Here is a 26113-nt window from a genome sequence, read left to right as displayed (position 1 = left end):
CCAATGTGGTATTTCGCATGGATACTCGGCACCGGCCTGGCGGCATCGGCCGCGGTGCTCAACGGCATGTGGTTCGAAGCACGCGAGCCCGAGCGTGGCGAGCCGCCCCAGTAAAATAATTTCATCGGATGCTTGCCGATTCCCCATTCCCTATGTAACATACGCGGCTCCTTCGGGGTGTAGCTCAGTCTGGTAGAGCGCTACGTTCGGGACGTAGAGGTCGCAGGTTCGAATCCTGTCTCCCCGACCAGTTTCAAAACACAAACCGGCCTCGTGCCGGTTTTGTGTTTTCAGGCGTCGTTGCACGCAGGTGCGCGGCGCGGATGGTCTGTCATGTCTGTTGTCACTTCCGCGTCTTCTTCGTCCGCCCAGTTGCGTGGTCGCGGCCTGGTGCTGGCCGCGATCTTGCTGTCCGCATTCAACTTGCGCACCGCGGTGACGTCGCTGACGCCGCTGCTGGAACGCATTGCCGACGAGTACGCCTTCGGCGCGCCCACCATGGGCGCGCTCGGCATGTTGCCGACCGCAGCGTTCGCACTCACCGGCGTGGCAACGCCCGCGTTGCTGCGCCGTTTCGGTTTGCTGCGCGTGGCGCTGGCGTCGATGGCGTTGGCCACGCTGGGATTAGTGCTGCGCCCGCTGCTGCCGGGCACCGCCGGGTTGCTGGTCGGCTCGCTGGTGGCGTTGGCCGGGATGGGCATGGGCAACGTGGTACTGCCGCCACTGGAGAAGCGTTACTTCGGCGACCGCGTGGGCCGGGTGAGCACGCTGTACATCACCGTGCTGCAGGTCGGTACGCTGCTGCCGGCGCTGCTGGCAGTGCCGGTGGCCGATGCGCTGGGTTGGCGCAGTTCGATGGTGGCGTGGGTGCTGCCGGCCCTGCTGGCAACGGCGGCGTGGGCGCTGGTGCACGCCAACCATCGGCGCCTCCGCGCAACCGGCCCGGCACCGGTCACCCCCACGCCCGAAGCCGAAGGCCGCGTCGCCCGTACTGCGCTGGGGTGGTGCATGGCGGTGACCTTCGGCATGACCTCGCTGGTGACCTATTCCATGTTCACCTGGCTGCCGACGCTGCTGCGCGAAGCCGGTGCATCGCCTGCGTTCGGCGGCACCATGGTGGCGTTGTTCGCGGCATTGGGCATGGCCGGGGCGCTGACCATGCCGGCGCTGGCGGTGCGCATGCGCAATCCGTTTCCGATCGTACTGCTCTGCGCAGCCTGCCACCTCGTCGCGTTTGCCGGGCTGTGGTGGGCGCCGCTGGCCGCACCGGTGCTGTGGGTGACCCTGCTCGGCCTGGGGCCGAGCACGTTTCCGTTGGCATTGGTGTTGGTGAATCAGCGCAGCCGCACGGCGGCCGGTTCGGCCGCACTGTCCGGTTTCTCGCAAGGTGTGGGCTATGCGGTGAGCTGCCTGGGGCCATTCCTGTTCGGCTGGCTGCACGCGCACAGTGGCGGCTGGACCTCCCCGTTCGTGTTCCTGGTCATCTGCCTGCTGGTGCAGCTGGCCGCCGCCTGGGTGGTCTGCCGCCCGCAGCTGCTGGAAGATGCGTGGGCGCCGCCGGCACGCGGCGCCCACGCGCTCAACGTACCGGCAGAGTGATGTAGCTGGGCTGCTCGGGGGACACGTACACCCGCTGCGTGGCTTTTTGATAGTCGCCAGGCTTGGCGAAGAAGATGTTGGGCACGTAGGTCTGCGGATTGCGGTCGTATAGCGGGAACAGGCTGGATTGCACCTGCACCATCACCCGGTGGCCCGGTTGGAAGGTGTGGTTGGCGGTTGGTAAGCCGAACTGGAATGCCAGCGGCTGATTGGACGCCAAGGGTTTGGGCGTGCTGAAACTCTCGCGGTAGCGGCCGCGGAAAATCGCCAACGACACCGGCAACTCGTAGCCGCCCATCTTCGGGTTCGAGGCCATCTCCTCCGGATACACGTCGATCAGCTTCACCACCCAATCGCTGTCGCTGCCGCTGGTGGAGGCCTGCAGATGCACTTCGGGCGCACCGGCGATCTGCAGTGGCTCGGTCAGCGGCTCGGTGACGAAGGTCAGCACGTCCGGGCGGCCATCGACAAAGCGCTGGTCGTGCACCAGCCAGGTGGTCCACATCGTGCGGTCGGCAAAGTCCACCGGGCGCGGCACGAACGGCACCGGCTTGGCCGGGTCGGACACGTACTCTTCAAACCCCACCTGCCCGGCCACCGGTTGCTGGAACGACAACTTGCCGCCGGCCTGCAGATACAGCGGCTTGCTGGCCGAGGCGCAGCCATTGTCGCAACTGCGCGGCCACGCCTTGAGGCGGTCCCAATGGTTCTCGCCGGTGTTGTAGATGAACACCGGCGGCGTGTCTGCCTTGGGCGCGCCATCGACCAGGTACTGGTCGAAAAACGGGCGCAGCACCTCGGAACGGAATTGGCGCGCGGTGTCGCCTTCGAAATTCAGCGCACCCAAGGCGCTACCGTCGTAGTTCACCTGACTGTGGCGCCACGGGCCCATCACCAGGTAGTTGAGGGTATTGCCCTTGTCGCGCGGCTCCATCGCCGCGTAGCTGTGGATCGCCCCCCACATGTCTTCCTGATCCCACAGGCCTTGCAGCCACATCGTGGGCACCTTCAGCGGCGTGCGCGCCATCACCTTGTCCAGCGCCTGTTCCTGCCAGAACGCGTCATAGGCGGCGTGTTCGGTGAGCTTGTGCCACCACGGCAACTGCTCCAGGCCCGCAGCCTTGGCGAAGTCGCCGGCCGAGCCGGCCTGCAGGAAATTGCTGTAGTCGTCGTGCCCCTGGCGCGCGATGCCGGCGCCCTTGCCGCGTTTGCTCAGCTGGCCGGTGAAGTAATCGAAATTGACCTGGCGGAACGCGCCGTAATTGAACCAGTCGTCGCCCATCCAGCCGTCGATCATCGGGCTTTCCGGCACCGCCACCTTCAACGCGGGATGCGGATTGGTCAGCGCCATCACCACGGTGAATCCTTCGTAGGACGAACCGATCATGCCAACCTTGCCATTGGATTCCTTGACGTTCTTCACCAGCCAGTCGATGGTGTCCCAGGCATCGGTGGCATGGTCGACCTCGCTGGAATTGAGCGGCCCACGCAGCGGGCGCGTCATCACGTAATCGCCTTCGGAACCGTACTTGCCGCGCACGTCTTGGAACACGCGGATGTAGCCGCCTTCCACGAACACGTCGTCGCCGGGCGGCAGCAGATCCTTCATATGCGGCGAGGCCAGGCGCTCGCTCCGGCCACTGGCATCGTAAGGCGTGCGCGTCAGCACGATCGGCGCGTTCCTGGCGCCCTTGGGCAGCACGATCACCGTGTGCAGCTTGACCCCATCGCGCATCGGAATCATCACCTCGCGCTTGATGTAGTCGTTGCTCGCATCGGCAGCCACGAACGGCTTGCCGGTGATGTCCGGCGTCATCGGCGAGGTTTGCGCCCAGGCGCTGCAGGTGGCGGCGGCAATGGCGGTGGCGAGCAGGCAGGCGGCAAGGCGGCGCATGGAATCTCCGGCAGCAACGGTGGGCAGGATGAACAACTGCAGCAGCGTAGGCACAGACAACTGGCTTGCGGGAGTGTCGAAGGTACCGGGTCGGCCAGGCTGCGGCGAGCACGCGCTGCGGATCGGCTGCACGGGCGCCGACGTTTAGGTTGTCCTGAAATGACCACGCCGTGCATTGCATCCCTTGCACGCCAGTCTTCGATCGGTGCGCGCAAGCCACCCCCAAGCCAAGCAAACGTCATTGGAAGACCGGCAAAATCGCACGCTTCCGCAGGCGCGGCAGATGCTTTACAACGTTTGATCCCACGATTGCAGCGAGCGCTCGCATGCGCATTCCCCCCTCGCACGATTGCGCCAACCCACACCGCCGTCGCCTGCTCACCCACCTCGGTGCGGCCGCGCTGCTGCCGTTGCTCGGCCGTGCTGCCAGTAGCGACGCGACCACGCCACCGCTGCGCCCCACCCGTTCGCCGTTGCTGCCGCCCGAGCATGCGCTACGCCTAGCGTATGCGGCGCCTGCCAGCGATGCCCAGCTGTTGCGCGAAGGACTGCCGATCGGCAACGGCCGGCTCGGGGCGCTCTGCGGCGGAGCTCCTGCCTGCGAGACGCTGTTCGTTTCCGAAGGCAGCCTTTGGTCAGGCGGCAGCAACGCAGTGCTGCAGGACGATGGCCAGTTTGCATATACCAAGGAAGAGTTCGGCAGCTTCATGCTGCTGGCCACGCTTTTTGTGGAACTGGAAGGGCATGCGCAGGCGCAGACGTCCGATTACCAGCGCGAACTGGACATGAGCAACGGCTGCGTACGCGTGCGCTATCGCATCGGCGACACGCGTTATACACGGACGCTGTTCGCAAGCCACCCGGATGCGGCCATCGTGTTGCGCCTGGATTGCGAAGGCGCAGGCAGCCACCGTGGCCGCATTCGCCTGGTCGACACGCATGCCGGGGCCGGTCGCGCCGACGGCCACGCCGGGCTGCGCTTCGCCGGCCAGCTCGATAACGGCCTGCGCTATGCCGCAGCGCTGCGCGTGCACAGCGACGGTGGCAGGCTCGAAACAGGCGAAGGCCTGCTGCAGTTTCATGACTGCCGTGGCCTGACCATCGTGTTGTGCGGCGACACCGACTACGCCGCCGATGGCGCACGCGGCTGGCGCGATGCCACGCGCGACCCGCTTGCGCTGGCGCGCAACCGTGCACAGGCCGCCGCCACAGTGCCTGCGGCGCTGTTGCTGGACACCCATGTGGCCGATCACCGTGCGTTGTTCGATACGTTGCAGGTGGAGCTTGGCCAGTCCAGCGATGCGCAACGCGGCCTGGAGACCTGGCAGCGCATCCAGGCCCGCGCCGCCACGCCTGCGCTCCCCGACCCGGAACTGGAGGTGGCCTATCTGCAATTTGGCCGCTATCTCACCATCGCCGCCTCGCGTGATGGATTGCCCACCAACCTGCAGGGCCTGTGGCTGGAAAACAACGACCCGCCATGGATGAGCGACTACCACAGCGACGTCAATCTGCAGATGAACTACTGGCTGGCGGACCCGTCCGGCCTGGGCGCCTGCGTCGATGCGCTGACACGCTATTGCCTGGCGCAGCTGCCGTCCTGGACACGCATCACCCAAACCCACTTCAACGACCCGCGCAATCGTTTCCGCAATACCTCCGGCAAGATCGCCGGCTGGACCGTGGCCATTTCCACCAATCCGTTCGGCGGCAACGGCTGGTACTGGCACCCGGCAGGCAACGCGTGGTTATGCGACAGCCTGTGGCAGCACTACGAGTTCACCCAGGACCGGGACGACCTGACGCGCATCTATCCGCTACTCAAGGGCGCCTGCGAATTCTGGCAGGCGCGCCTGATCGCAATGGAGGTCACCGACGCCGACGGGCGCACGCGACAGTGCCTGGTCGACGACCACGACTGGTCGCCAGAGCATGGCCCGGAAAATGCGCGCGGTATTGCCTATGCGCAGGAACTGGTATGGACGTTGTTCGGGCAATACCGCCAGGCCAGCGCCCTGCTTGGCCGCGACGCAGCCTACGCCGCGACCATCGCCACGCTGCAGCAGCGTCTGTACCTGCCGGAGATCAGCCCGCTCAGCGGCCAATTGCAGGAATGGATGTCCCCCACGGACCTGGGTGAAGCCCATCACCGGCACCTGTCGCCGCTGATGGGTCTGTTCCCCGGCCATCGCCTGCATCCGGATCTGGCGCCGCCTGCGCAGCTGGAAGCAGCGCGTAAGCTATTGGAAGCGCGCGGCATGCAGAGCTTTGGCTGGGCTTGCGCATGGCGGGCGCTGTGCTGGGCAAGACTGGGCGATGCGGAGCGTGCTTATGCGCTGGTGCTGACCAATCTGAAACCCTCGATCGGTCATCGCAATGGCACCGCGCCGAATCTGTTCGATATCTACGATCTCAGCCAGCACGGCGACCCCACCCTTGGCGGGGTGTTCCAGATCGATGCCAACTTCGGCACCCCGGCCGCAATGCTGGAAATGCTGCTGTATTCGCGCCCTGGGCAGATCACGCTGCTGCCGGCACTGCCCAAGGCCTGGGCCGCGCAAGGCCGCGTTACCGGCCTGGGCGCACGTGGCGGATTTACGGTGGACATGGCGTGGCGCAACGGCGTGCCGACGCAGATCAGCGTGCGCAGCGTCGGCGGCACCCGCACCCGCCTTAGCTGGGGCGCCCAGGCGCACGACATTACGCTTGCACGTGGCCAAGTGCTGCGCGTGCTGTGAGCCAGTGCCACGTGCCGGCCGCGCTTGAAGCGTGACGCGGTTGCAAGCGCGGCAAGGCATCTGCTCGTTGGCCGGCGATTGGCTGCGCCCCGCAGTATGGCCTGGCCCAGCGTTACCCAGCCAGGTCGCACTGCGCACGCAAGGTATTGTGGAAAGCAGGTGCGTCCGGGCAGCATCCAATGACGCAGCGACGACATTGCCGATCGCTCAGCGATGCAAGCAGCCGCCGTTGATGGCGCTTGCGGCAGGTGTGCAGCCTTGCCTAATGCCGCACCTGGCCTTGGCCGCGCACCACGAAGCGCTCCACGGTCAGCGCTTCCAGGCCCATCGGGCCATAGGAATGCAGGCGCGTGGTGGAGATGCCGATCTCCGCGCCCAGGCCGAGTTCACCGCCGTCGGAAAAGCGCGAGGAGGCGTTCACCATCACCACCGCCGAGCGTAGCGACTGCACGAACCGTTCTGCGTTGCCGGCGTCCTGCGTGGCGATGACTTCGGTGTGGTCCGAGCCGTACTGGCGGATGTGCGCCAGCGCCGTGTCCAGATCCGGTACCACGCGGATGGCAAGGATCAGGTCGAGAAATTCCGCGGCATAGTCGTCGTCGTCGGCAGGGGCGATCTCGGGCAACACCGCGCGCGTCGCCGCGTCGCCACGCAGTTCCACCTTGCGTTCGCACAATGCCTGCGCGGCAAGCGGGAGAAAGCGCTCGGCGATGTCTGCATGCACCAGCAAGGTCTCCAGCGAGTTACAGGCGGCCGGCCGCGTCGCCTTGCCATCGATCAACAGACGTAGCGCAAGCGTCAGGTCGGCCGACGCATCCACAAACAGATGGCACACACCCTTGTAGTGCTTGATGACCGGCACGCGCGCGTGCTCGGCGACAAACCGGATCAGGCCTTCGCCACCGCGCGGAATCGCCAGATCGACGATGTCGCTGAGCTGCAGCAGCTCCAGCATGGTCTCGCGGCGCAGATCCTCGACCAGGGTCAGCGCCGCTTCCGGCACATTGGCCTTGCGCAAGGCGCGCTGCAGTGCGCGGGCGATGGCGGTGTTGGAATGGATTGCCTCCGAGCCACCGCGCAGGATCACGCCATTGCCGGCCTTGATGCATAGCGCCGCAGCGTCTGCGGTGACGTTGGGCCGCGCCTCGTAAATCATCGCGATCACGCCCAGCGGCACACGCACCTTCTGCACGCGAATCCCGTTGGGGCGCACCTCTTCGCGCGTGACCTGGCCGACCGGATCGGGCAAGGCCGCCACCTCGCGCAACGCATCCGCGATACCGGCCAGGCGCTTGTCGTCCAGCGCCAGCCGATCGAGCATGGCACTGCCGGTGCCCTTGGCACGCGCGGCCTCCAGATCGCGCGCATTGGCGGCCAGAATCGCCGCGGCATCGGCTTCCAGCGCGGCAGCCATCGCGTCCAGCAAGGCGTGCTTGGCCTGTGCAGACAATTGCGACACCACCTGCGCGGCGTCACGGCATTGCAGAGCGAGCGTTTTGATGGTCATTGGAGAATCGGGAATGGAGAATCGGGAATGGGGAATCGGGAATGGGGAATGGGGAATCGGGAATGGTAAAAGCACGCGACATCACTTTACTGCGACGTAATTGGCGCTGGGAACGTTCGGTGGGAAGCTCTTGCGATTCTCCATTCCCGATTCTCCATTCCTCGCTACAACACCACCAGATCATCGCGATGCACCACGTTTTCGCCATAACTGTAGCCGAGCACGTTCTCGATCTCGCGCGAATGGCGGCCTGCGATACGACGGATATCCAGGGCCGAATACTGGCTGACGCCGCGTGCCAGACACTGTTCGCCCGTGGTATCGCGCCGACGGATCTCCACCATGTCGCCGCGACGGAAATCGCCGTGCGCGTCGGCCACCCCGCCTGGCAACAGCGAGGCGCCTTTGCCGGTCAAGGCCGCTGCGGCGCCGTCGTCGATGAGGATCGCGCCCGCTTCCACCGGTGCGTGCCGCAGCCAATATTTTCGCGCAGCGATGCGCGTGCGTGCGGCGTGGATGCGCGTGCCACGCAGGCGGTCCTGCGCCAGGGCGCGCACCACCTCGCCACTTCGGCCGTTGAACAGATAGGTTTCGATGCCGGCCGCGCCGGCCTTTGCAGCGGCTTCCAGTTTGGTGCGCATGCCACCGGTCCCTACGTTGCTACCGCTGCCGCCGGCCATCGCCAGCACCTCCGGGGTGAGCTCGGGCACATCGTCGAGCGGGCGCGCCAACGGGTTGCTGCGTGGGTCGGCGCTATACAGGCCATCGATGTCGGTGGCGATGAACAAGGCATCGGCATCGACCAGCGCAGCCACGATCGCGGCCAGGTTGTCGTTATCGCCCAGCTTCAACTCATCCACCGAGACGGTATCGTTTTCGTTGATCACCGGCAGCGCGCCCAGCCGCAGCAACTCGCCCAAGGTGGCACGCGCATTGAGGTAGCGGCGACGGTTGCGCAGGTCGTCATGCGTGAGCAGTACCTGCGCCACCGGTCGCTCGAAAAAGCGCTGCCACAACGCAATCAACTGCGCCTGGCCCAAGGCGGCCAGTGCCTGCCGTGCCGCGATCGGTGCGCCGATATCCATCGCTTTAGGCAGGATGGCACGGCCGGCGGCCACCGCGCCCGACGACACGATCACCAGCTCGCGCCCGGCTGCCAGATTGGCGGAGACGAACTGCGCCAGACCGAGCGCGAAGCGCGGGGACAGGCCACCCCGATCGGCGGCGAGCAGGCTGCTGCCGACCTTGAGCACCGCACGGCGCCATGGCGGCAGCGCCTGCTCGGTAAAGGGCGACAACGTGCTGGCAGGCGTGCTCATGGCAATGGCATCCTCAGTGCGTATTCCACTCATACACGGTCAGTGCAGAGGCATCGCGCAGCACCAGCGGGTCACGCGCAACGATCTGCTGGGCGTCTTCGAGGGTGGCCACGTTGACCAGCACATACGCGCCACCGCTGCGATCGCTGAAACCACCGGTCAGCTCAAGCTGCCCGGCGGCGCGCAACGCATCGAGAAAGTCCAGATGCGGCTGCACCACATCGGCGGGGAACCCCGGCTTGCGCAGCGCAAGCACCAGGTAGCGGGTCGTCATGCGCGCAGCGCCTGCCAGCGCGCCTGCAACACATCCAGTTGCAGGTCGGCCGCAGCACCGGGTGAGACGCGCGCAGCCAGGCTACCTTCCGGCGTGCGCCCCTGCCCTGCGGTCTCGGAGGCTTGCGCTGCGGCCTTGTAGGCCTCGCGGAACGGCACGCCGGCCACGGCGGCTTCCACTGCCACATCGGTGGCGTACATGCCCGAATCGATGGCTGCGCGCAGTTTGTCCGGGCGCCATTCCAGATTGGCCAACAAGGCCGGCAACAGTTCCAGCGCCGCAAGTCCGCGGCCAAAGCCGTGCACGATCGCGCCCTTGCTGCTCTGCAGATCGCGGTGATAACCCGACGGCAGCGACAGCAGCTGTTCGATCTCGATGCGCGCTGCCGCCACGCTGGCATGCGTTGCGCGCATCAGTTCGATCACGTCCGGGTTGCGCTTGTTCGGCATGATCGAACTGCCGGTGGTGTATTGCGCCGGCAAAGCGACAAACGCGAATTCGCCGCTGGTGAACAGCGACAGATCCCAGGCGATGCGGCGCAGATCCAGCGTGGCGCTGCCCAGCGCTTCGAGCGCGGCCAGTTCGTATTTGCCGCGCGAGAGCTGGGCATAGATCGGCGAGACCAACAGGCGTGCAAAACCCAGTTCGGCGGTGGTATGCGCACGATCCAGCGGCAGATTCACGCCATAGCCTGCGGCCGTGCCGAGCGGATTGCTGTCCACCAGCTGCAAGGTATCGGTTGCGCGTACGGCATTGTCGATGAAGGCTTCTGCCCAGCCCGCCCACCACATGCCGGCCGACGACACCACCGCCCGTTGGATATGCGTATAACCGGGCACCGGCAGTTCGGCCTCTGCCTGCGCGCGATCCAACGCCACCTTGGCGATCTCGGCGCTGAGCGTGGCAACGCGCTGCAGCTTGTCCTTCAGCCACAAGCGCGTGGCGACCAGGATCTGGTCGTTGCGGCTGCGCCCGGTGTGGATCTTGCGGCCTGCATCGCCCAGACGCTCGGTCAAGCGCGCTTCGATAGCCGAGTGACAATCTTCGTATTGCGCATCGAGCACGAAGGCGCCGCTGCGAAAATCGGCGGCCAGCAGGTCGAGCTGTTCGCTCAAGCCACCCAGCTCCTGCAACGACAAGATGCCGATGTGCTGCAGCCCCTGCGCATGCGCCTTGCTGGCAGCGATGTCATACAGGAAGAATTCGCGATCCAGGATCACATCGTCGCCGGCCAGGAAACTCTGGATCTTGGCGTCCACGGCAACGCCAGGTTTTTGCCACAACAGATTGGTCATCGGAAAGCGTCTCGAGTCAGTCGTCCAGTTTCGATCCCCGCACAGGGATGTGCGGGCTGTTGCAAGGCACTCGCTTCGTTGAATCCCTGCACAGGGATGTGCAGGCCCCTTGCGAGGGACCCGCTTCGTTGAATCCCTGCACAGAGATGTGCAGGCCCTTGCGAGGGACTCGCTTCGTTGAATCCCTGCACAGGGATGTGCAGGCCCTTGCGAGGGACTCGCATCAACGAATCGCCATCAACTCGTCCCAGCCCAGCGCCAGGTTGAGGTTCTGCATCGCCTGCGTCGCCGCACCCTTGAGCAGGTTGTCCAGCGTCGCCACCACCACCACGCGCTTGTTGCCGGGCGCCAGCGTTACCCCGCCGATCTGCACGCCGTGCTTGCCGGCGATGCGGCTCACCCAAGGCGCTTCGTCGACGATCTCGATCAACGGCTCGTCGGCATAACGCTGCGTATAACGCGCCTGGATCTGCTCGCGTGTCAGCGGCTGCTGCAGCCACAGATTGACGGTCATGGTGATGCCGCGGAAATGCGGCGCCACGTGCGGCATGAACTCCACCGGCACGCCGAGCTGCGCAGACACCTCGCGCTCGTGCATGTGATTTGTCAGCGCATACGGCATCAAATTATTGGAGAGCAACTCGGGGTTGTTCTTGTCCGAGGGCGTGGTCCCCGCGCCCGAATACCCGGAGACGCCGAAACACTGCGGCGGCCCGGCCAACTGGTCGAGCAGCGGCGCGATGGTCAGCTGCATCGCGGTGGCATAACAGCCCGGGTTGCTGATGCGTCTTTGTCCGGCGTAGCTGCCGCGCGTCAGCTCAGGCAAGCCGTAGTACCAGGCCGGATCGAAGCGATAATCTGCCGACAGATCGATCACCAGCGTCTGCGGCGTTGCTGTATCGATCGCGGCGACGAAGGGCGCTGCCTTGCCGTTGGGCAGCGCCAGGATCACCACGTCGGCAGCCTTGACGGCCACTGCGTCGGCATCCAGGTTCTCGTAGCGCAACTCGCCTTGGTAGGCATCGTTATGCTCGGCCACGCGCTGCCCGGCCAGCTCGCGCGAGGACACGAAACTCAATTGCAGCTGCGGGTGCGCCGCAACCAGTTTGATCAATTCCGAGCCGGTATGCCCGCGGGCGCCGACAATGCCGATGGTCTTTGGTTGAACAGTCATGCGTTTTCTTCCAGGCGGAACTGCAGGTGGCGTTTGACCCCGGCCCATTCCGTATCGATGATGGAAAACACCACGGTATCGCGCAGCGTACCGTCGGCGTGGCGGGTGTGGTTGCGCAGCACACCGTCCTGTTTTGCGCCCAGCCGCGCGATCGCCGCGCGCGAAGTGTGGTTGAACCAGCTGGTTTCGAACACCACGCTCAAGCACCCCAATGTTTCGAAGGCGTATTGCAGCAGCATCAGCTTGGCTTCGGTGTTGACGCCGCTGCGCTGCACGCGCGGTGCGTACCAGGTGTAGCCGATCGACAACCTCGGCACTGCTGCATCCAGCGCGTAGTAGCGCGTGCAACCGACGATGTCGCCGGCCGCATCGCGCACCGCAAATGGCAACGCCGCGCCATCGGCGCAGGCGGCCAAGGCCGCAGCGATATACGCATCGACCTGCTCCGGTGCGGGCACGCTGGTGTACCACAGCCGCGACAGCGCGCCGTCGCCCACTGCCTCACGCAACCCATCGGCATGCGCTGCCTGCAGCGGTTCCAGGCTCGCATGCCGTCCACGCAGGCTGGGCTGTTCTCGCCAAAGGGGCGGCAAGCCGACGGCGCTCATCGCGCTCAGCCCAGCAAGGTCGGCTGACGCGTCGCGCAGTGCGCAACGCAATGCTGGATCTGCTCGAAATTTTCCAGCCCGTACCAGAACACCTTCCACTTCTCCTGCTTGATGCAACCGTCGGATTCGGCGTAGTAAAAGATATTGACCTGGTTGTTATGGCGCGAGCGCCAGAACAACTGCGGGGTCTCTTCGCGCATCACATTCCACACCGCCCGGCCAAGACCTTCGCCCTGCGCATCGTCGAGCACGGCGAACTTGTCCAGATAGGTCAACCTGCCCGCACCCAGCTGGCCCTCGTCGGTCAGGATCACCGCCGCACGGTAGTTTTCGCTGACATACGCGCGCAGCAACGTGGTGGTGTGGAAATACTCCGGCACCAGCGTGCGGCCGAAGCTGGATTCGATCAGCGACTTCAGGCGAGGCAGATCCAGTTCGTCCCAGGAGGTCGCGCGCAACACCCGCTCGCCGCGCCGCACCAGCGTGCCCGAGCCCTTGTGGGTGAACAGCTCCTTGGCCAGGTCCGACGGCCGGGTGATCGACACCGACGACTCCAGCGGCAGGCGATCGAGCAAGTCCTTGATCTGCTCGATCTTCACCCGCATGCCGCCGTTGATCCACGGCTGCTGCATCAGGTGATCGAACTCGGTAGACAGGTTGATCGAATCGATCAACTTGCCATCGGCATCCAGCAGGCCGCCGGTGCCGGTGAGGAAAATGATCTTGTACGGCTGCAGCTCCTGCACCAACTCATTGGCGGCAAAATCCGCATTGACGTTGAGGATCTGCCCGCTGGGCGTTTCGCCCAAGCTGGTGATCACCGGGATGGAGCCGGCCTGCAGACTGGCTTCGATCGGCGCCAGATTCACCGCCTTGACCTCACCGACCAGGCCGTAGGTGTCGCGATCCAGATACTCGGCCTCGAACACGCCGCCGGTGATCGAAGTCGCACGCGCGCCATTCTGCTGCAACGCTTCGACCAGTTTGAGGTTGGAGGTCTGGAACACCTTGCGCACGATCGCCAACGCTTCCGGCGAGGTCACGCGCAGTCCGTTGATGGTGTGCTTTTCGATGCCGGCTGCCGACAGCTCTGCATCCAGCTGCGGGCCGGCGCCATGCAGCACGATCGGGGTCAACCCCACTTCCTGCAGGAACGACAGCGACGAGGTCAGTGCGTCCAGATCGTCGCGCAACACCGCGCCGCCCACCTTGACCACCGCAAAGCGCTTGGCATCGAGCTGCGAAAACCGCTTGAGGTACTGGCTGATTTCCTTCGCGCTGGCCATGCTCGAGAGCAGGCGCACGATGGTCTGGCGGGTCTGTTTGTGGGGCTGTGCGGAAGAGGACATTGCCGTGTTCGAAAGAGGAAGGGGAGCGCCAGGCGCGTGTCGGTTCAGTGAGAGCCGTTGATGATGCGATGGACCGATTCGCCGTAACGCTGCAATTGCGCAATCGTCACGAATTCGTCGGCCGTATGCGCCTGGGCAATGTCGCCCGGGCCATAGACCAGCGCGGTGTAGCCACCGGCCGAAAACAGCGATGCTTCGGTCCAGAAGTCCACTGCGCTGCCGATCGGCAGGTCCAGCGCATCGGCCACATCGCGTGCGGCCAGGCGACGTTCTTCCGCGCGTGCGATATCGCCGGATGGCAGGCTCGGCCCGCGAAAGGTTTCTTCGAAATGCGCTGCCGCCGGTTCGGCGAATCCGGCGAAGGTTGCCAGCAATCCATCCACGTCCATCGACGGCAGCGGACGAAAGCCGAAGCGCACTTCGGCTGCCGGCGCGATCATGTTGGCCTTGATGCCGCCCTCGACGCGTCCGATGTTGAAGCGCAATCCGGTCAAACCACCGAAGCGCGCATGCGCCAGCGATTCGACATGCTCCAGGGCTTTGCCGCCCCAGCGCATTGCCTGATGCAAGGCGCTTGCAGAGGGGTCCTGTTTGCCCGAGGCGTGCCCGGCGCGCCCGGCAAACCGCATCAGCGCCGAACTGATGCCACGATGCGCCAGCACCGCTTCGCCCATGGTCGGCTCGGCCACCAAAACAGCTTCATACGGCACGCCACGCGCCAGGAACGCGGCGATACAGCGCGGATCATTGGCTTCTTCGTCAGAAGAAAACAGAAACGCGGCATCGCCGTCACCGGCATTGGCCGCGGCAACCAACGCCGCCGCCGCGCCCTTGATGTCGCACACGCCCAGGCCCACCACGCGGTCGTCCAGACGCCGCATCACGTGCGGGTCGGCACTCCAGTGCGGCGAATCCGGCACGGTATCCAGATGCACGTTGAACAGGTACTTCGGCGTGCCACGCACCGCGTACAAGCTCACCGCCCCTGCACCGTGATCGACCACCTCGACCTGGAACCCCGGCAGCTGCGCACGCAGGTAATCGAAGATGCCGCCTTCGGCGGCAATCGCACGCGGCGGATTGCGGGTGTCGAACGCCACCAGCGCCTGCAGGTGGTCCAGCGTGGAGGTGAGCAGGTCAGTCATGTGTGTCAGGCAGCCGTGGTGGTGGTGCGGTAGAGATCGGGATAGGCGATTTCCATCAACGCCTGCGGCCGCGCGGGCGCGGCGAAGCCGTGCTGTGCGTACAGCGCATGCGCATCGGAGGTGGCGAGCATGAAGCGGCGAAGGCCTTGCAGATGCGGATGGGCCATCACTGCCGCCACCAGTTGCTTGCCATAGCCGCGTCCACGGTATGCATCAAGCACGAACACATCGGCGAGATAGCCGAAGGTGGCACCGTCGGTGATCACCCTGGCGAACGCCACCTGCCCTACGCCCTCGCAATAACCGCCGAAACACAGCGAGCCGGCGATCGCCCGCTGCACCGTGTCCAGCGGGATGCCCAGGCACCAATCGGCCCGCTCGCTGAGGGAGCGATGGATCAACGGCAGATCGAGTTCCTGCTTGTCGGTACTGATGCGTAGTGCGGGCATGGGTTCCATCGCAGTGGCCCTCTTCTCCCACCGGGAGAAGGTGCCCCGAAGGGGTGGATGAGGGGCGCCTCACGAAACTTCGAGAAGCAACCCGGTCGAACGCGTCGCCACGCGTCCAGAGGGAAAACGATGGCAGCAAATGCTGCAGTAGTTCCCCATGACTGGCGCGTGGCGACGCGTTCGTCATGAGCGATCCTGAAGGTTTCCTGCGGCACCCCCAACCCCTCTCCCGGGGGAGAGGCGCTTTTGCTCAGCGGTTGACCTGCGCGTACAGCGTGGAGCTCATCCCGAACAGCTTGATGAAGCCCTCGGCCTCTTCCACACCCCAGTCGGCCGATTGCGCGTAGGTCGCACCCTTGGTGTTGAGCAGGTGCGGCGAACGCACCGCCACCGCATCGACGCGACCCCCGCGGGTTTCCAGCGTCACTTCGCCATTGACCTTGGACTGCGAGGACTTCAGGAACGCCTCGATATCGCTCTTGAGCGGGTCGTGATAGAAGCCTTCGTACACCAGCTCCACCCACTTGCGCGCCACGTCCGGCTTGAAGCGATTCTGCTGCTTGGTCAGCACCGCATCTTCCAGTGCACGGTGCGCGGTGAGCAGCGAAATCAGGCCCGGCGCTTCGAATACGATGCGGCCCTTCAAACCGATCACGGTATCGCCGGTATAGACGCCGCGGCCCACGCCATACTGCGCGAACAAGGTGTTGAGCTTGGCCAGGATCTTCGCACCCGGCAGCGGCTTGCCGTCCAGTTCCACCGCTTCGCCTTCGACGAACTTCAGTGTCACCGTTAGTGCTTCGCTCGGCCAGGCGCTACGCGGCGCGCACCAGCCGCGTGCACCCTCGCCCGGCGCTTCCCAACGGTCGATCTCGCCGCCAGACATGGTCAGGCCCAGCAGGTTCTCGTTGATGGTGTAGGCCTGCTGTTTGGCACGCACGCCGAAGCCACGCGCTTCCAGATACTTCTGCTCATAGGCACGGGTCTGGGTGTGCTCTTTCTGGATCTCGCGAATCGGCGCAACGATCTGATAGTCGCCCAGCGCCTTCACTGCCAGGTCGAAACGCACCTGGTCGTTGCCCATGCCGGTGCAACCGTGCGCAATGATGCGCGTACCCAATTCTTCGGCACGCTTGAGCGCAGCATCCACGATCAGGTAGCGGTCGGACACCAGCAATGGGTACTGGCCCTGGTACCCCTCGCCCGCCCACACGAACGGCTTGACGAAGCCTTCCCAGATCGCCGGGCCACCGTCCACGGTGACGTGGCTGGCCGCGCCCAGTTCGGCGGCGCGCTTCTCGATGAACTCACGCTCTTCGGCATCCACACCACCGGTGTCGGCAAACACGGTGTGCACCGCATAGCCCCGCTCCTGCAGGTACGGAATGCAGAAGCTGGTGTCCAGACCACCGGAAAACGCGAGAACGATGTCCTTGGTGCCGGAAGTCGGGATTGGGGATTCGGGATTGGTGGAAGCGGTCTGCTGCGACATGGGGGTCTCTTAGGAGTTGACTAAATAGGAGTGGGAGTCTGATTTGCCGTGGCGAATCACGAATCCCCAATCACGAATCCCGGCTGCCCTGGCCCACCAGGGCAGCCATGATCGCCTTCTGCACATGCAGGCGATTTTCGGCTTCATCGATGGCGATGCAGTTGGGCGAATCCATCACAGCGTCGGTCGCCTTGACGTTGCGACGCAGCGGCAGGCAGTGCGAGAACACGCCATTGTTGGTCAGCGCCATCTTGCGTTCGTCGACGATGAAATGCTGGTACTGGTCGCGAATCGGCTTTTCCGGTTCCCAGTTGCCGAAGAACGGCAGCGCGCCCCAGCTCTTGGCGTAGACGACATCGGCGCCGGCATAGGCGCTGTCGATGTCATGGCTGACCTGTAGCGAACCACCGCTTTCGGCCACGTTTTGCGCGGCCCAGTCCATGTAGCGCTGATCCAGGATGTAATCCGGCGTCGGGCACAGCAGGGTCACGTCCATGCCCATGCGGGTGGCGATGGTCAGCGCCGAGTTGGCCACCGCTGTGTTCAGCGGCTTGGGGTGGTAGGTCCAGGTCAGCACGTACTTCTTGCCGCGCAGATCCTGTGTACCGAAGTGTTCCTGCAGCGCCAGCGCATGCGCCAGCTCCTGGCACGGGTGGGTGATGGTTTCCATGTTGATCACCGGCACCGGCGAATACTTGGCAAAGCTCTTGAGCACCTGGTCTTCGCGGTCCTTGGACCAGTCCACGAACTTCGGAAACGCGCGTACGCCGATCAGGTCGACATAACGCCCCAGCACACGCGCCACTTCGGCGATGTGCTCTTCGGTGTCGCCGTCCATGACCGTGCCCAGATTGAACTCGATCGGCCAGGCGTCCTTGCCCGGCTGCAAGACCACCGCATGCCCGCCCAACTGAAATGCGCCCAGCTCGAAGCTGGTACGGGTGCGCATAGACGGGTTGAAGAACACCAGCGCGATCGACTTGCCCTTCAGCTCGCTTCCCAGCTTGTTGCGTTTGAACAACGCGGCCTGGGTCAACAGCGCGTCCAGTTCGGCGCGGCTCCAGTCCTGGGTGTTCAAGAAGTGCTTCAGTGACATCGATCGATCCTTTGCTGCGTGCTACTGCTGCGTTGGTCCGCCAGGAGCGACGGGGTGCGCGACATGCGCGTTTCTTGCGGTTGAAACTTTTGTGACGCCAAACGAAAAAACCCAGCCTGGGGGCTGGGTCTTCGACGTCGGAACAGCAAACGCCCCGGCTTACCCAGCGAAAATGTGGGATTCCGGTCGGCGGGCACGCGAAGTCATGCCGGAGGCCATCCGGGCGGCGCTGGTGTCGTGCTGAAAGGCGTTTGCTTGCATAGGGCGCGAATCCTCGCACGCATGTGGGCACGGCGCAACCGCTGCGCATCTCATCGTGGCGGCGCGACGATGGCGTCGGGAATGTACGGGGTCACCGAAACCCGGATGCGCAGCCGGTTACCCGGATCTTCCGGCAACCGCGAACGGTATTTGGTGCCCTTGTAGACATAGTCCACGTCGAAGGCGATCGGCCGGCGGAACTCGCGCGGCACTTCCACGACCTTGCAGTTGCGCCGCGTGCTGGTCGGCGGCACCGCAGCGGGCGCGGCTGGTTCGGGGCGACGCGAGAACATTTCCTTGACCGAATCCACCATGCGGTTGATGGGGCCCTCGTCCTCGGCCGGCGCTGCAGCAGCCTGTGCCGCCTGTTCGGATTCGCATTGCTCTTCGATACGCGTGGCGCGAAGCGTCTGGTAGACCGGCTCGACGTTGAGCACCTGCGCGTAATCCAGCTTCACGTTCTCGATCACCACGACCCGGTTCTTGGGGTCGGGCTCCGCCGCGTACGCCGGAGTGAGTTGCCCGGCAAACGTACACAGCAGCATGAAGAACGGAGAAGGTCGCATCAGTACCGGAACGCGCAGCCAGGCAGTACGTAAGTGTATGGAGCTTGCGGCCGCGTGGGCTGAACGCAACCCATCCGGTCGCCATTGTCAGGCTGGCGATTCGCCATCGCGCCACAACGGGCTAGAATCGCGCGATTGCCCTTTTTCGGATGCCGATGAGCCTGCGCCTGCACAACAACCTGACGCGGCGGGTCGAGCCGTTCGCGCCGCTCGATCCGTCCAGCCCCACCCTGTATGTCTGCGGCCCCACCGTCTACAACTACGCGCATATCGGCAACGCCCGCGGCCCGGTGGTCTTCGATGTGCTTGCCGCATTGCTGCGGCGACGCTACGGCGCGCTGCGCTACGCGCGCAACATCACCGACGTGGACGACAAGATCAACGCCGCCGCGCAGGCGCAGGGTGTGCCGATTTCGACGATCACCGACCGCTTCGCGGCGATCTACCGGCAGGACATGGCGGCGCTTGGCGTGGTTCCACCGGATATCGAACCGGAGGCCACCGCGCATATCCCGCAGATCGTGGCGATGATCGATCAGCTGATCGCCAACGGGCATGCCTACGCCGCAGAAGGCCACGTGCTGTTTTCGGTTTCCAGCTTCGATGGCTACGGCAAGCTCTCGCGGCGCGACCCGGACGAAATGCTGGCCGGCGCGCGCGTGGACGTGGCGCCGTACAAGCGCGACCCCGGCGACTTCGTGCTGTGGAAACCCTCCAGCGACGACCTGCCCGGCTGGGAATCGCCCTGGGGCCGCGGCCGCCCGGGTTGGCATATCGAGTGCTCGGCGATGGCTGCGGCGCATCTGGGCCCCACCATCGACATTCATGCCGGCGGCGTGGACCTGCAGTTTCCGCATCACGAAAACGAGATTGCGCAGAGCGAGTGCGCGCATGGCGGCGCCACCTTTGCGCGGTTCTGGCTGCACAACGGCATGCTCAATTTCAGCGGCGCGAAGATGAGCAAGTCGCTGGGCAATATCGAAACCGTGCACGAGCTCATCGCCAGGCATCCGCCCGAAGCGCTGCGCTATGCGCTGTTGAGCGCGCATTACCGTCAGCCGCTGGATTGGTCGGATGGGCTGATCGAGCAGGCCAAGAACACGCTCGACCGCCTGTATGGAACGCTGCGGGATCTGGCTGCACTGGAAACCGAAAGCGGCGGCGATGTCGCGATATCCAAGACGATTCCCGCCGAGGTGGAGTCCGCTCTGGATGACGATCTCAACACGCCGCTGGCCTTGTCCGTCATGGCAAGCATCGCCTCCGATGCGCGCGCATTGCGCAGCGAACTGATGCACAGCGGCCAGGCGTCGGCACGCATGGCCCAGCTACAGGCAGCGCGTGCCAAGTTGCTGGGTGCCGGGGTGGCACTGGGGTTGCTGCAGCAAGACCCGGCTGCTTGGTTCTCGCGCGGCACCGACGTGGGCGACGATGCACGCATCACCGCATTGGTGGAAGAACGCAGCGCGGCGAAGAAAGCCAAGGATTTCGCCCGCGCCGACGCCATCCGCAAGCAACTCGCCGACGAAGGTATCGTGCTGGAAGACACGCCGCAGGGCGTGCGTTGGAAGCGCGCTTGATCCTTCTCCCTTCTCCCTGCCGGAGAGAAGCTGCCCCGCAGGGGCGGATGAGGGTGCGCCGCAGCGACAATGAATCGTCGGTCATGGCAAACGCGTCGCCACGCGCCAGTGCAAGACGCATGACCGACGGCTCTCGAAGGGTGCCCCGCCCTGGCACCTGGTGACACATGCATCGGCCACAGGCGCTCCAAGGCCCGCGCGCCAGTGGCGCGTAAACCGTGCCTTCTTGCCCACAGGGGAGAGGGACTTGATCGAATGCTTCTGGATGTTTAGATGACCACCTCCCCCTTCCCGCTTGAACCCACTGCCACCGAGGCGCAGGACGCCATTGCCGAGGAATTCTCCTTTTTTGGCGACTGGTCCGAGCGCTACCAGTACCTGATCGATCTTGGCCGCAAGTTGCCCGCCTTCCCGGAACAGTGGAAAACCGAAGAGCACCGCCTGCACGGCTGCCAATCGATGGTCTGGATCGTGCCGGAAGGCAACGCCGAGCGGCTGGATTTCCATGCCGTCAGCGATTCGGCCATTGTCTCCGGGCTGATCTACCTTGCGCTGCGCGTGTATTCAGGGCGTAGCGCGCAAGAGATCCTGGCCACCGAGCCTGACTACATCGCCGGAATCGGTCTGGCCAAGCATCTGTCGCCGACCCGCAGCAACGGTGTGGCGGCGATGCTGGCCTTCATCCGCGATACCGCGCGCGCGCAGCAGTGAGCACGCCCGCCCCGTCACCCGCCGATTCGCTGCGGACGCTGCTCGCCCATCCAGGCTTCGGCCTGGTGCTGCTGTACCGCGTGGCGGCGATGCTGTCCTACCAGATCGTCGCCGTGACGGTCGGGTGGCATATCTACGAAATTACCGGCAACCCGCTCTCGCTGGGGCTGATCGGCCTGGCCGAAATCCTGCCGTTCTTCTGCATCGCCCCCTTCGCCGGCTACCTGGTCGATCACCTGCCGCGCCGCCGGCTGGACATGGTCGCCGTGCTGGGCTTGGTCGCAACCGCGTTGCTGCTGTTGGCGATCACGCAAGGCTGGCTGCCCGTGGAAGGCGTGTGGCCGATCTATGCCGCCATCTCGCTCACCGGCGCGGCGCGCTCTTTCTTGTCGCCGGTCTACAACGCCTTGTTCGCACGGGCGCTGCCGCGCGAGGCATTCGCGCGCGGTGCCAGCATCGGCAGCGTCACCTTCCAGGCCGGCATGGTGATCGGCCCGGCGCTGGGCGGTGTGCTGGTCGGCTGGGGCGGCAAGGGCCTGGCCTACGGGGTCGCCGCCAGCGTGGCGATGCTGGCGATCCTGGCGTTGGCACTGCTGCGTGTCAGCGAGCCGGTCAGCGAGGGCCCACGTGCGCCGATCTTCCGCAGCATCGCCGAGGGCGCGCAATTCGTGCTGTCCAACCAGATCATGCTGGGCGCGATGGCGCTGGACATGTTTTCGGTACTGCTCGGCGGCGCGGTATCGATGTTGCCGGCCTTCATCCACGACATCCTGCACTACGGCCCCGAAGGCCTGGGCATCCTGCGCGGCGCGCCGGCGCTGGGTTCGATCGTGGTTGGCGTGTGGCTGGCGCGGCACCCGCTGCAGCGCAATGCCGGGCGCGTCCTGCTGCTGTCGGTGGCCGGCTTCGGACTCTGCACCATCGCCTTCGGACTGTCGCGCCATTTCTGGCTATCAGCGGCAATCCTGCTGATGTACGGCATGTGCGACGGCGTCTCGGTGGTGGTGCGCCAGACCATCCTGCAGCTGGTCACCCCCGATGCCATGCGTGGCCGGGTGTCTTCGATCAACGGCATCTTCATCGGCTCGTCCAACGAGCTGGGCGCGTTCTACGACGGCGTCATGGCGCGCCTGGTCGGCCTGGTGCCGGCGGTGGTCATCGGCGGCTGTGTCACCCTGGGCGTGGTGGCCACCACCGCCTGGAAGGCGCCGCGCCTGCGCAAGCTGGACCTGCGCGATCTGCAGTGAGCTACGCGATCGCGTGATTGCCCGTGCCCGCTGCGGTGCGAAGGTGCTCGTGCTGCGGGCCGCGGTCACGTGCCGCCATGCAGCTGCGTGCGACGGCGCCCCACTGAACGGCGCTAACCGACCAAGCGCTAATTCGACGGATCGGGCCCCCATCAAAAAACCCCGCACATGGCGGGGTCTTTCGGCGAGCCAGGCGGACGATCAGTCGCCCTGCTGCTTCTGCAAGTGCTCCCAACGCTCCTGGGCGTCGATGGTGCGCTCGGCGGTCAGACGCGCTTCCAGGCGGTCCAGGCCGATCTCTTCGCCGGTATCCACGCAGTAGCCGTAGTCGCCGTCTTCCAGACGCTTGAGGGTACTGTCGATCTTGGAGATCAGCTTGCGGGCGCGATCACGGGCACGCAGTTCCAGCGAGTTTTCGGTCTCGCGGGTGGCGCGTTCGGCTTCGTCGCCGATGTCGCGCACTTCTTCGCGCAGGTTTTCGATGGTCTGCTTGGATTCCTCCACCATCTCGTTGCGCCAGCTCTGCAGACGCTGGCGGAAATATTCCTGCTGCAGCTTGTTCATGTACTCCTCGTCCGCGGCAGGCTTGTAACCCTGCGGCAGGATCGGGCGACCGGTGGCTTCGTCGGTCTTGTACTCGACCACCTTGTACTTGGTCTTGGGAGCCGCGTTGGACGGCTTGGAAGTCACGGCCACGGCCACCTTGCCGACCGGACGGGTCGCGGCAGGCTTGGCGGGGGCTTCGGTTTTGGTTGGCGTTTTTGCGGAAGATTTCGAAACGGGCACGGGATTCTTAGATGACGGGGTCGCAGGCTTTGCCGGCTTCGCAGGGACGGCCTTGGGGACCGGTGCGGGCGCGGGCTTCTCGGCCTTGACCGGGACTGACTTGGCCGGAGCCGGCTTGGTGGCCGGCTTCGGTACGGACTTGGACGCCACCGGCTTGGCAGCCGGTTTGGCGGCAGCCGGAGCTGCCTTTTTCGCCGCCGGCTTGGCAGCACTCTTGGCGACGGGTTTCACTGCCTTGGGGGCTGCGGACGCGGTGGTCTTGGAAGCCGGCGCCGGCTTGGCGGCGGCCTTCTTCGCAGGTGCCTTCTTCGCGGGTGCCTTCTTCGCGGGTGCCTTCTTGGCAGCCGGCTGCTTGGTCCCCGGCTTTGCGGCCGGTTTCGCAGCAGCGGACGTCGCTGCCTTTTTCGCAACGGGTTTGGCGGACTTCTTGGCGGCCTCTACGGCCTTTTTTGCAGGTTTTTTAGCAGCCACGAAACGCTCATCCTTGGTTCCCCCGGGGCCCGGGAAAGCGGGCCTTTATAACGTACCCCGCGGACCCCCGGCAACCACCTATTAATGCAAGTGGCATATCATTGGCAAGTGATCTCACGCCTGCTCATCGCGCTGCTGCGCGTCTACAAGCTCGTCATCAGCCCCCTGCTCGGGCCGCGCTGCCGTTTTGCGCCAAGCTGCTCGGACTACGCGATGACCGCCATCGGCCGCTTCGGCCCGCTGCGCGGCAGTTGGCTTGCCGCACGCAGGCTCGGCCGCTGTCATCCCTTCCATCCGGGCGGATTCGATCCGGTGCCCGATGCGCCCACGTCGCCCTCCCCGTCTTCTTCCTGCAGCTGCAAAGGACCCCATCCATGAGCCGAACCGTCATCGTCAATGCCCGCCTGGTCAATGAAGGCAAGGAGTTCGACGCCGATCTCCTGATCGAAGGCGGCCGCATCGCCAAGATCGACAGCAAGATCGTCCCTGCCCCTGGCGATACCGTGGTGGACGCCGCCGGACGCTGGGTGCTGCCCGGCATGATCGACGACCAGGTGCACTTCCGCGAACCCGGCCTGACCCACAAGGGCGACATCGCGACCGAATCCGGCGCCGCGGTTGCTGGTGGCCTGACTAGCTTCATGGACATGCCCAACACCAATCCGCCGACCCTGGATGCCCCCGCGCTGCAGGCCAAGTACGCCGCCGCCGCCGGGCGCGCCTGGGCCAACTACGGCTTCTACATGGGCGCCAGCAACGACAACTTGGCCCACATCCAATCGCTGGACCCCAAGACTGCACCAGGCATCAAGGTGTTCATGGGCGCCTCCACCGGCAACATGCTGGTCGATAACCCCGAAACGCTGGACGCCATCTTCCGCGACGCGCCCACGCCGATCATCACTCACTGCGAAGACACCCCGACCATTGATGCGACGATGGCGCAGTACAAGGAAAAATACGGCGATGCGCTGACGCCGGAGATGCATCCGGACATCCGTTCGCGTCAGGCCTGCCTGAAGTCGTCGCAGCTGGCGGTGTCGCTGGCACGCAAGCACAACACCCGCCTGCACGTATTGCACATCTCCACCGCCGACGAGCTGTCGCTGTTCGAAGCCGGCCCGCTGGTCGATGCCGACGGCAAGTTGCGCAAGCGCATTACCGCCGAGACCTGCATCCATTTCTTGCGCTTCGATCGCAGCGATTACGCGCGCCTGGGCAACCTGATCAAGTGCAATCCCGCGATCAAGGACGCCGAAGATCGTCTGGCGCTCATCGATGCGCTGGCCGAAGACGTCATCGACGTGCTCGCCACCGACCACGCCCCGCATACCTGGGAAGAAAAGCAAAAGCCCTATGCGCAGGCGCCCTCGGGCCTGCCGCTGGTGCAGTACGCGCTGGTCGCGGCACTGGAGCTGGTACACGAAGGCAAGTTGCCGATCACCCGTATCGTGCAGAAGTTCGCGCATGCGCCGGCGCAATTGTTCGATGTGGAAGAACGCGGCTTCCTGCGCGAAGGCTATTTCGCCGACCTGGTGATGATCGACAACACCCCGTTCACCGTGAAGCGCGAGCAGGTGCTGTCCAAGTGCGGCTGGTCGCCGTTCGAAGGCACCACCTTCCGTTCGCGTATTGCTGCGACGTGGGTCAACGGCCAGCAGGTGTGGGATGGCGAACAGCTGGTAGGCAGCGCTGCCGGCCAGCGCCTGACCTTCGACCGCTGATGCGCGCAGTCCTGTTTGGCGCCTGGTTGATCCTGGCGCCGGTCGCGCTGGTTGCGGGACGCGCCGATGCGCGCAGTGCGGCCGTCGCAACTGATGTCGTGTTTCCGCAAAGCGCTTCGCAAGGTGCGCTGGTCATCGGCAAGGTGCCGGCTGATAGCAGGGTGCAATACGCCGGCCGCAGCCTGCGTGTGAGCGGTTACGGAAGCGTCGTGTTCGGTATCGGCCGCGATGCGACCGGGCCTTTGCAGGTGCAGGTCACCCAACCCGATGGCAGCACGCGGACCGTGAGCATCGCGGTGACGCCGCGCGACTGGCCGGTGGAACGCGTCAATGGCGTACCGCCGAAGACGGTCAACCCGCCGGCCGAGATTGCTGCGCGCATCAAACGCGAACAGGCGCAGGTCACGGCGGCACGCGACCGCGATGACGCACGCACCGATTTCGCCCAACCCTTCATCTGGCCGGTGCAGGGACGCATCAGCGGCCGCTTCGGCAATGCACGCGTGTACAACGGGCAGCCGGGCGCCGGCCATTCGGGCATGGACATCGCCGTATCCACCGGCACCCCGGTGAAGGCACCGGCTGCCGGCGTGGTGACGTTCGCCGCACCGAACCTGTATCTCACCGGTGGTACGGTGTTGCTGGATCACGGTTTTGGTGTGAGCTCGAATTTCCTGCATCTCTCACGCATCGACGTGAAGGTGGGCGATCGGGTCGAGCAAGGCCAGGTGATTGCTGCCGTCGGTGCGACCGGGCGCGCCACCGGGCCGCATCTGCATTGGGGGATGAATTGGTTCGATGTGCGGATCGACCCGTTATTGGTGCTTG

General features: G+C 65.1%; 24 protein-coding genes and 1 tRNA gene. 11 read left to right on the top strand and 14 right to left on the bottom strand.

The annotated features are described in order from the left end of the window. Positions 1–3: 3 nt before the first annotated feature. The 3 genes from cydX (at position 4) to J7367_RS06470 (ending at position 1599) form a co-directional block, all read left to right on the top strand. Entirely contained in the window at positions 4–114 is a 111-nt protein-coding gene (cydX, locus tag J7367_RS06480; RefSeq protein ID WP_022559279.1) for a cytochrome bd-I oxidase subunit CydX, read from the top strand. Between the two features lie 59 nt (positions 115–173). Beyond that, a tRNA-Pro gene (locus J7367_RS06475) sits at positions 174–250 on the top strand. Positions 251–333: 83 nt separating this feature from the next. Beyond that, entirely contained in the window at positions 334–1599 is a 1266-nt protein-coding gene (locus J7367_RS06470) for an MFS transporter (RefSeq protein ID WP_081027830.1), read from the top strand. On the opposite strand, the gene J7367_RS06465 is transcribed toward J7367_RS06470, so the two are convergent. Next, positions 1580–3493 (bottom strand): CocE/NonD family hydrolase, encoded by a 1914-nt coding sequence (locus J7367_RS06465; protein ID WP_057661588.1) that lies wholly within the window; start codon positions 3491–3493, stop codon positions 1580–1582. The genes J7367_RS06470 and J7367_RS06465 overlap by 20 nt on opposite strands. A 326-nt stretch (positions 3494–3819) precedes the next feature. Between J7367_RS06465 and J7367_RS06460 the strand changes: the two genes are divergently transcribed. After that, positions 3820–6231, top strand: a complete 2412-nt coding sequence (locus J7367_RS06460) for a glycoside hydrolase family 95 protein (protein WP_057661515.1) — start codon at positions 3820–3822, stop codon at positions 6229–6231. A gap of 262 nt (positions 6232–6493) precedes the next feature. On the opposite strand, the gene J7367_RS06455 is transcribed toward J7367_RS06460, so the two are convergent. The 12 genes from J7367_RS06455 to J7367_RS06395 form a co-directional block, all read right to left on the bottom strand. Beyond that, complete coding sequence (locus J7367_RS06455) at positions 6494–7738, bottom strand: glutamate-5-semialdehyde dehydrogenase (protein WP_057661513.1); 1245 nt, start codon at positions 7736–7738, stop codon at positions 6494–6496. 164 nt (positions 7739–7902) lie between these two features. Then, the gene (proB, locus tag J7367_RS06445) at positions 7903–9057 is read right to left on the bottom strand and encodes a glutamate 5-kinase (protein WP_057661510.1); all 1155 of its coding nucleotides are present in this window, start codon (positions 9055–9057) and stop codon (positions 7903–7905) included. Between the two features lie 13 nt (positions 9058–9070). Continuing rightward, complete coding sequence (locus J7367_RS06440; protein WP_003486965.1) at positions 9071–9331, bottom strand: YciI family protein; 261 nt, start codon at positions 9329–9331, stop codon at positions 9071–9073. Then, on the bottom strand, positions 9328–10626 hold the full coding sequence (locus J7367_RS06435) for an argininosuccinate lyase (protein WP_057661508.1): 1299 nt from the start codon (positions 10624–10626) through the stop codon (positions 9328–9330). The genes J7367_RS06440 and J7367_RS06435 overlap by 4 nt, the downstream gene beginning before the upstream one ends. A 223-nt stretch (positions 10627–10849) precedes the next feature. Beyond that, positions 10850–11800, bottom strand: coding sequence for an N-acetyl-gamma-glutamyl-phosphate reductase (argC, locus tag J7367_RS06430; protein ID WP_057661506.1), 951 nt, complete (start codon positions 11798–11800; stop codon positions 10850–10852). Next, positions 11797–12408 (bottom strand): GNAT family N-acetyltransferase, encoded by a 612-nt coding sequence (locus J7367_RS06425; RefSeq protein ID WP_057661504.1) that lies wholly within the window; start codon positions 12406–12408, stop codon positions 11797–11799. The genes argC and J7367_RS06425 overlap by 4 nt, the downstream gene beginning before the upstream one ends. Positions 12409–12413: 5 nt before the next feature. Next, on the bottom strand, positions 12414–13757 hold the full coding sequence (locus J7367_RS06420) for an acetylglutamate kinase (RefSeq protein WP_057661502.1): 1344 nt from the start codon (positions 13755–13757) through the stop codon (positions 12414–12416). A gap of 44 nt (positions 13758–13801) precedes the next feature. Continuing rightward, positions 13802–14902: an acetylornithine deacetylase gene (locus J7367_RS06415; RefSeq protein ID WP_057661498.1), complete on the bottom strand. Its 1101-nt coding sequence runs from the start codon at positions 14900–14902 to the stop codon at positions 13802–13804. Between the two features lie 5 nt (positions 14903–14907). Continuing rightward, on the bottom strand, positions 14908–15360 hold the full coding sequence (locus tag J7367_RS06410) for a GNAT family N-acetyltransferase (protein WP_057661496.1): 453 nt from the start codon (positions 15358–15360) through the stop codon (positions 14908–14910). Positions 15361–15601: 241 nt separating this feature from the next. Continuing rightward, positions 15602–16843, bottom strand: a complete 1242-nt coding sequence (locus J7367_RS06405; protein WP_022559288.1) for an argininosuccinate synthase — start codon at positions 16841–16843, stop codon at positions 15602–15604. 70 nt (positions 16844–16913) lie between these two features. After that, entirely contained in the window at positions 16914–17939 is a 1026-nt protein-coding gene (locus J7367_RS06400; RefSeq protein ID WP_007963158.1) for an N-acetylornithine carbamoyltransferase, read from the bottom strand. Between the two features lie 311 nt (positions 17940–18250). Continuing rightward, on the bottom strand, positions 18251–18745 hold the full coding sequence (locus J7367_RS06395; protein ID WP_057661494.1) for a hypothetical protein: 495 nt from the start codon (positions 18743–18745) through the stop codon (positions 18251–18253). Between the two features lie 176 nt (positions 18746–18921). Here J7367_RS06395 and cysS point away from each other — a divergent pair, with 176 nt between their 5' ends. From cysS to J7367_RS06380, 3 genes are all read left to right on the top strand, one after another. After that, entirely contained in the window at positions 18922–20346 is a 1425-nt protein-coding gene (cysS, locus tag J7367_RS06390) for a cysteine--tRNA ligase (protein ID WP_033481156.1), read from the top strand. Positions 20347–20619: 273 nt separating this feature from the next. Next, the gene (locus J7367_RS06385) at positions 20620–21057 is read left to right on the top strand and encodes a SufE family protein (protein ID WP_007963163.1); all 438 of its coding nucleotides are present in this window, start codon (positions 20620–20622) and stop codon (positions 21055–21057) included. Further along, positions 21054–22304 carry an MFS transporter gene (locus tag J7367_RS06380; protein ID WP_057661492.1) on the top strand — a complete coding sequence of 417 codons (1251 nt, stop codon included), beginning with the start codon at positions 21054–21056 and terminating at the stop codon, positions 22302–22304. The genes J7367_RS06385 and J7367_RS06380 overlap by 4 nt, the downstream gene beginning before the upstream one ends. 201 nt (positions 22305–22505) lie before the next feature. Here the strand turns inward: J7367_RS06380 and dksA are convergent, their stop codons facing one another. After that, complete coding sequence (dksA, locus tag J7367_RS22215; protein WP_007963167.1) at positions 22506–22994, bottom strand: RNA polymerase-binding protein DksA; 489 nt, start codon at positions 22992–22994, stop codon at positions 22506–22508. A 58-nt stretch (positions 22995–23052) separates the two neighbouring features. Here dksA and J7367_RS22210 point away from each other — a divergent pair, with 58 nt between their 5' ends. The 4 genes from J7367_RS22210 to J7367_RS06360 all read left to right on the top strand — a co-directional run. Then, positions 23053–23646 (top strand): hypothetical protein, encoded by a 594-nt coding sequence (locus J7367_RS22210; protein ID WP_057661490.1) that lies wholly within the window; start codon positions 23053–23055, stop codon positions 23644–23646. Next, a complete protein-coding gene (yidD, locus tag J7367_RS06370; protein ID WP_005913106.1) occupies positions 23646–23939 on the top strand; it encodes a membrane protein insertion efficiency factor YidD in 294 nt (97 codons plus the stop codon). Before J7367_RS22210 ends, yidD begins: the two co-directional genes overlap by 1 nt. Next, a complete protein-coding gene (locus J7367_RS06365; protein ID WP_057661488.1) occupies positions 23936–25285 on the top strand; it encodes a dihydroorotase in 1350 nt (449 codons plus the stop codon). The genes yidD and J7367_RS06365 overlap by 4 nt, the downstream gene beginning before the upstream one ends. After that, positions 25285–26113, top strand: an 829-nt coding sequence (locus tag J7367_RS06360) for a M23 family metallopeptidase (RefSeq protein WP_057661486.1), incomplete at its 3' end; no start/stop codon positions are given. The genes J7367_RS06365 and J7367_RS06360, both read left to right, overlap by 1 nt.

Source organism: Xanthomonas sp. D-36-1 (assembly GCF_017746155.1).
GTDB lineage: Bacteria > Pseudomonadota > Gammaproteobacteria > Xanthomonadales > Xanthomonadaceae > Xanthomonas > Xanthomonas cissicola.
This window is presented reverse-complemented; position numbering and strand designations above follow the sequence as displayed.